This window comes from Variovorax sp. P1_H12_2, assembly GCF_056405335.1.
Window position 1 is genome coordinate 1 of sequence record NZ_JBFUCI010000387.1, and the last position, 6210, is coordinate 6210.

Below are 6210 nucleotides of genomic sequence, written 5' to 3' on the forward strand. Positions count from 1 at the left end.
GCTTCAGAAACGCGGAAAGCGGCTGCGCCTTGTAGCCCGCCTGCACCTTCTCGACGTTCGAGATGTCCTTGGGGTTGAAGAGTTGGGTGCGGAAAAGAGAAAGCGAAAACGGGGTCGTCGACGTGAAGACCTTCTTGATGCCAGCGGGCATGTCGCCCTTCCAGTCAGGGCCAACCACCATGTAGTTGCCTGGCTCGCTACCGGTGGCGCGGCTGCCGATGTAGCCGTAGTTGTAGGTATTKCCGTCGATGAGCTGCACGGCGTAGTAGCGCTGYTTCTCCACGGCGGGGACCGAAATCACCATCGGCTCTGCGCGCAGRTCCATCCAGACAAAGGAATAGGGCGTGTCGCTGTTGGGCGTGACGATCGCCGTATCCTSGTAGGTGGCAACGTGGTGCTGGTTGTTGATCTTGTTGAACGGCGCCTTGAACTGGCTGGACTTGGTGTCCACCGCAAACTCGTTCATCACGGCGTAGTTCATGACCAGCGGCAGGCCGTAGATGAAGCCTTCTTCGGCTATGGCCTTGGTCTCTTCAAGCCCGGGCGCAGGCACGCCCGCCGCCACATCGCGCTTGGCGGCCTGGGAGACCGGATCAGACTTTGAAGCGCAGGCGGCGACGAGCGCGGCAGCACTGAGAAGCGCGGCCAATGCCATGCGCCGGGAGGTCGAGGGGTTCATTAAAATCCTGCGTTGAGGTTGTGGAAGAATGCCCGCGAACATGGCCACGGTGCGAGTACAGGGAGAAGCGTTGGCACAAGATTCGGCCCGTGGAGTCCGACCGGCCGGTCATCGGTTCGCCCACGCAGGCCATGTCAGCAATTGTTCCAGTTCACGGAAGACCGCAGTGAGCGGCGCATCTCGTGCGCCGTGCGGGGCTGCGTTCAGCGGCGAACGACGGCCGCGCCATGCGGCCCGACGCAACCTGCACGATAGACACCGCGAGCGCATGTCACCGGAGCGGGGCGCACGACAACAGGCGCCTTCTTGGCCGCCACCGCCCCATTAGGGCCGACGCAACCCGCACGATAGACACCAGCCGCGCAGGCGACCGCAGACGCCTCCGAGGACATGAGCGCGAGGAGACTGAATGCGGCAGTGGCCGCGAGGGYGTGGATGCGCTTCATGTTCCGGGAGTTTGGGTTTGGGGTGCAGCTTACACGCAACGCTCGCAGGTACTTGGGATGACAGTACTGACGCGACCTCGAACACATCTGCCCTTTCGGGCAAAAAGACGGCTATGCGTCTCAAAGCGGACGTGCAGCGCTTGTACGGGAATTGCTGCAACTGGCTGACAACGGGCGACGGAGCTTACCCCGACCCAGGCGGCCGCGTCGACATCGCCAGTGGTCGCAGCCAGACCTCGGCGGCCTGCGCCGGCGCCAGCGATCGCAATCGCTCGTCGCGCCACAGATCGGCCGCCAGCTCATCGAGTTGATCGGGGTCCACAGTCCGCCATTGGCGATGCAGCTGGTGGGCACAGACTGCAATCCAGTCGTCGCGTTCCATTCCTCCAGCATAGCAAAAGACTGTATGCTTATCCAGTATGMGRGTCRGGATGAAGCGGCGCTACCGGGGCGGCAAAAAGTTGAGCGATCGGGAGTTCGCCGATCAGGARTGGGCSCGCGGCATGCTGGTGCTCGACCACAAGATGGGGCGGACCCGSCTCGGCCTCTACGTGTCAGTCCCSGGCCAGAGGCARCCAGCGTTTGGCATCTTGTGGGCGCCGACCTTGGTAGCTTGCGCCTCCGACACSATCAGCTTCTCRGGGATCGAGCATGAGCATGGGAAGTTCGTGCACCAGACTTGGTACTGCGAATCGCGCGCCGGATAGCCTGACGCCCCAGGAGCCCCACCATGACCGAGCAGGAGGAATGAGCATGACGGAGCCAGGAAATCTCGAAGATGAAGAACTGATCAACCGAGCCAGTCGACTGCGCTTGCTCGCATTGCGCGGCAACTCGGAGGCGCGGGGATTTGCTCACGTTCACGAGGTCAAGGTTCGGCGCCGCTTCGGATCGGCCACAACACCCCCAGCCGCGCCAGCTCGCCGAAAAGAGAGTGGCATGGCTGCGGTGCGAACTGGACGCGTGGCTGCTGGCTCGGCCTGTGTCCGATCAACTGCCGCCCCCAATACTGGGGCGCCGAAGCCGCGCCCGAAGCGGTAGCGCGTCGCGCGCCACGAAAGACGCCTCCCCATCGAGCAGCGGATATCGCAGCGCGTTGCCGCCTGCGATATCCGCGCGAACGTTAGCGTAGGTTAGCAAGCGCGAAGAGCACTCCCGTGATGATTGCGCCTGCGGCGATAGGCGGCATCGGTGCGGATGGCATCGATTTCCCTGGTGCACATCGCATTCTGCGGCGGTGCGGCAAGAAGCTCAGCCGCCGCAGAGGCGGGACAGGAGAATTGCCAGCGCAGCGCCAACCCCTGCCGCCGCCATGATGGCGACGAGCGGGAGCCACGCGGTCTCGCCAATGTTGGATTTCGCTTGCTCATCTGCAAGCCGCACGGTCTGTGCCATGAGCTTGCCAATTTCAGCGCGAATGCGCTCGTCAGGAAGCGGTTCGATCTGGAGGCTCATGGAGCAATGCTAATCGAGATGCCGATCTGAGGCGGCCTATGACGCTTCGCGTCCGCGCCTGTAGGCAGGCGTGAAAAAGCCCGCGCGCGGCGGGCTTGTCTTGGGGGCGCTGGTGGTGCCTACGCCGGGCCGCTTCCTGTGAGCCTTGCGTGGACTTCCGGATTGATGTAGACCAGATTCTCGCCGGGAACCTTAAGCGTCACGTGAGGCAGCAGCTTGAGTTCGAACATCCGCAACACTCCCGGAACGAGGTCTTCRGTCGCTTCGGCTGCGTCAAGAATTGGCGACCAGGGCGCCTCGGGGTGAATGCGGCTGTAGGCGGTGTGGCCCGGCGCTTTCGCCCGGCGTGCGAACCAGTCCGCGACCTTGATCGGCAGTCGGCCGTCGATCGGCTGCAGCTTCTCGTTCTTGGCGTCAATCATCTTGGCCCTTCCTAGCCCTGAAAACGTCGAGTATGCCGCGCGGCGGTCAGCTCGCCTCGCGGTCGCGCTCGCACTTGTGGGCGTCGGCTTCGTCGTCGTAGGGTGCGGCGGGGAACTCGGGGTCGAAGTCCTCGGGCGGGTCTTCCGGCAGACGGTCCTCGCGCTCGATCCACTTGGCGCCGATGACAGAACAATATTGAGCCGGCATGAACCAACTTGAATCAAGCGGCATATCGAACCGGCTCATGCTGGAAGTAGCTCTTGATCCGTTCGGGCTGTCGCTGGACTGCGGAACGTCACCGGACTTTGCCTTTTGCGTCACTGGACGTTGCCTTGGCAATAAGGGCCACTGCTGCGGAATGACACTGGACCTGCGAGAACGCGCCACTGAACTTGCGGGGCCACCCGCGCCGCCGCGCTAGCCTGGTGGGGTGGACCGGCTCGCCTGCAGCGGGTTCCACTGGCTGCTGCCGGAAGTACGACGCCAGGCGAGGGGGCGAGGCAGCGGAGAACGATCAGCGGCGGTGCCGGCACGCCCGCGGCCGCACGGCGCACGCCACGCCGGCCATGGAAAGGCCAGAATGCGGCCAACAGCCGGTCCCGGCCATGAGCAGTCACCCACCACCGACTGCAATGGGGTTGCCTGATCGCATGCACCGCCAAGTTCAGGGCCAATGTGCGCCTCCTGTAGCGAGCGGACCCTCACCGCACGCTCCACTACGTCAGAGGCCGAAGCGTCTGCGCCGACCTGAACAACGCCAGGTCGAGCCCGGCCTTGCAGACCCGCCGGCCCTTGCCCTCGGGCAGTTCGCTCAGCACGATCAGGGGAATCCACGGGGCCATCACATCACCATGCCGCCGTTCGGGCTGATCACCTGGCCGGCGAGATAGTGCTCATCCGACGCCAGGTACACGGCGAGCGAGGCGTATTCCTGCGGCGTACCGAGGCGGCCCATCGGGATCATCGGGATCATCTGGAACAGGCTGTTCTTCTGGGCCTCGGTGGTCGTGGCGATGAGGCCTCGAAGGGCGGCGTCTGACGCCGCCGCAGGCGAAATCCGACCACGCCAACCGCGGCCTTCCACCCCCAGTGCGCCGCGATCAAGCCGCCTCATGCGTGTTTCCAATGCGGGTTCAATCCGGTTTGAAATTGATCGATTTCAGGAGCGCGCCTTGGCGCTCGTGAGCGACGCGCAGCGACTTCGCCAACTCGTCAGGAGTCGCGGGCTGACCGGGCTCCATGCCCAAGCCGCTCAGGCGTCCGCGCACCGCGGGCTGCTGCAGGGCCTTGAGCGCTGCCTCGCGCAGTCGGTCCTGCACAGCGGCCGGCACGCCGTTCGCGACCCACAGGCCGACCCAGACATCTTGCGTCATGGCGGGGAAGCCCTGCTCGGCGAAGGTCGGCACGTCGGGCAGCGCGGGCATGCGCTGCGACGAGGTGACCGCGAAGGCCTTGACTTTGCCGGCCTTGACCATCGGCACCGATGTTCCGGGGCCGTCGAACATCAGCGGCACATGTCCGGCCATGACGTCCTGCAGCGCCGGGGCGGCGCCCTTGTAGCCCACGTGCTGCATGTCGAGTCCGGCCAGCGCGTTGAGCTCAACGCCCAGCGTGTGCGACACCGTGCCGGTGCTGTACGACGCGATGCTGACCTTGCCGGGGTTGGCCTTCACGTGGGCGATCACCTCCYTGAGCGTGTTGGCCGGCACCTGCGGCCCGCCAACGAACAAAAGCCCGCTGCGCGCGAGTTCCGCGATCGGCTTGATGTCCTTGAACGGGTCGAACCGCGACTTGGTCAGGTGCGGAATCTCGGACACGGCGCCGTTCAGGTGCATCATCACGGTGTATCCGTCGCGCGGCGCTCCCAGCAACTCGTTGACGCCGAGCATCCCCATGCCGCCGGGCTTGTTGTCGACGATGATCGGCTGGCCGAGACCGGGCTGCATCGCATCGGCCATGATGCGCGCGATCACATCAATGCTGCCGCCCGGCGGTGCAGGCACCACGATGCGGATCGGCCTATCGGGCCAGGTTTGGGCGGCCGCGAGGGTGGCCACGGCGCACAGGCATGCGGCCAAGCCGGTCCGCAGGGATTTGATGATCATGAATGTCTCCTTCTATGTATGGCAGTGACGCCGAAAAAATGAACTGAGCCGTTCGGCTTTGAGCCGGTGGCGCCTAGTTCGGCAGCCGGTAGTCGCGGAACGTCTCGCGCAGTTGGTTCTTCAGCATCTTCCCCGTGGCGCCCAGCGGAATGCTGTCGACGAATGCCACGTCGTCCGGCGTCCACCACTTGGCGATCCTTCCGTTGTAGAAGGCGAGAAGTTCCTCGCGCGTCACCTCGGCGCCCGGCTTCTTTGCCACCACCAGCAGCGGGCGCTCGTCCCACCTCGGGTGCGCGACACCGATGCACGCGGCCATCGCCACCGCCGGGTGGGCCATCGCGATGTTTTCGAGGTCGATCGAGCCGATCCACTCGCCGCCGGACTTGATGACATCCTTGCTGCGGTCGGTGATCTGCATGAACCCGTCGGCATCGATCGTCGCGACGTCGCCGGTCGGGAACCAGCCCTCATCTCCGAAATACGTGAGCGGATCGCCGCCCTCGCTCTTGAAGTAGGCGGCAATGACCCAGGGACCGCGCACCATCAGCTCGCCCGAAGTCAGGCCGTCGCGCGGGAGTTCGCCGCCATGCTCGTCCACGATCTTCATGTCGATGCCGTACGGCGACCGTCCCTGCTTCGCTTGCAGCGCCCGGCGTTGCACCGCGTCCAGGCCCGCATGCTTGCCCTTGAGCTTGCCCAACGCGCCCATCGGGCTCAGCTCGGTCATGCCCCAGGCGTGGATCACCTGAACGCCGTACGTGTCCTCGAAGGCGTCCATCATGGCCGGCGGGCAGGTCGATCCGCCGATCACGGTGCGCTTCATGGTGCTGAACTTCAGGTCGTTGGCTTCGACATGCGCCAGCAATCCCTGCCACACGGTCGGCACGCCTGCGGACATGGTCACTCCTTCGGACTCGAACAGGTCGTGCAGCGACTTGCCATCCATCCATGGGCCGGGGAACACAAGCTTGGCACCCACCATGCAAGCCACATAGGGCAGGCCCCAGGCGTTGACGTGGAACATCGGCACGACCGGCAGGATCGTGTCGCGCGAAGAGCAGTCGAACGAATCCGGCAGTGCGGTGGCGTAGGTGTGCAGCAC

Annotated in this window: 10 protein-coding genes; 1 reads left to right on the top strand and 9 read right to left on the bottom strand. The window is 64.8% G+C overall.

The annotated features are described in order from the left end of the window. The 5 genes from AC1D2K_RS27860 to AC1D2K_RS27880 form a co-directional block, all read right to left on the bottom strand. Positions 1-679 (bottom strand): DUF1254 domain-containing protein (locus tag AC1D2K_RS27860; protein WP_478092753.1); only part of this gene is annotated, 679 nt, incomplete at its 3' end. Positions 680-1309: 630 nt separating this feature from the next. Next, entirely contained in the window at positions 1310-1507 is a 198-nt protein-coding gene (locus AC1D2K_RS27865) for a hypothetical protein (RefSeq protein ID WP_478092755.1), read from the bottom strand. An 869-nt stretch (positions 1508-2376) separates the two neighbouring features. After that, positions 2377-2580, bottom strand: coding sequence for a hypothetical protein (locus AC1D2K_RS27870; RefSeq protein WP_478092756.1), 204 nt, complete (start codon positions 2578-2580; stop codon positions 2377-2379). Between the two features lie 119 nt (positions 2581-2699). After that, the gene (locus AC1D2K_RS27875) at positions 2700-3002 is read right to left on the bottom strand and encodes a hypothetical protein (protein ID WP_478092758.1); all 303 of its coding nucleotides are present in this window, start codon (positions 3000-3002) and stop codon (positions 2700-2702) included. 46 nt (positions 3003-3048) lie between these two features. After that, positions 3049-3210: a hypothetical protein gene (locus AC1D2K_RS27880; RefSeq protein WP_478092760.1), complete on the bottom strand. Its 162-nt coding sequence runs from the start codon at positions 3208-3210 to the stop codon at positions 3049-3051. On the opposite strand from AC1D2K_RS27880, the gene AC1D2K_RS27885 reads away from it, so the two are divergent. Further along, entirely contained in the window at positions 3209-3424 is a 216-nt protein-coding gene (locus AC1D2K_RS27885) for a hypothetical protein (protein ID WP_478092762.1), read from the top strand. The genes AC1D2K_RS27880 and AC1D2K_RS27885 overlap by 2 nt on opposite strands. Before the next feature lie 295 nt (positions 3425-3719). Here AC1D2K_RS27885 and AC1D2K_RS27890 read toward each other — a convergent pair whose 3' ends face one another. From AC1D2K_RS27890 to AC1D2K_RS27905, 4 genes are all read right to left on the bottom strand, one after another. Beyond that, entirely contained in the window at positions 3720-3845 is a 126-nt protein-coding gene (locus AC1D2K_RS27890) for a hypothetical protein (protein WP_478092764.1), read from the bottom strand. Beyond that, positions 3845-4129: an SDR family oxidoreductase gene (locus AC1D2K_RS27895; protein ID WP_478092766.1), complete on the bottom strand. Its 285-nt coding sequence runs from the start codon at positions 4127-4129 to the stop codon at positions 3845-3847. Before AC1D2K_RS27895 ends, AC1D2K_RS27890 begins: the two co-directional genes overlap by 1 nt. A gap of 7 nt (positions 4130-4136) precedes the next feature. Next, complete coding sequence (locus tag AC1D2K_RS27900) at positions 4137-5108, bottom strand: Bug family tripartite tricarboxylate transporter substrate binding protein (RefSeq protein WP_478092768.1); 972 nt, start codon at positions 5106-5108, stop codon at positions 4137-4139. 73 nt (positions 5109-5181) lie between these two features. Beyond that, positions 5182-6210: AMP-binding protein (locus tag AC1D2K_RS27905; RefSeq protein WP_478092770.1), on the bottom strand; the 1029-nt coding region annotated here is incomplete at its 5' end.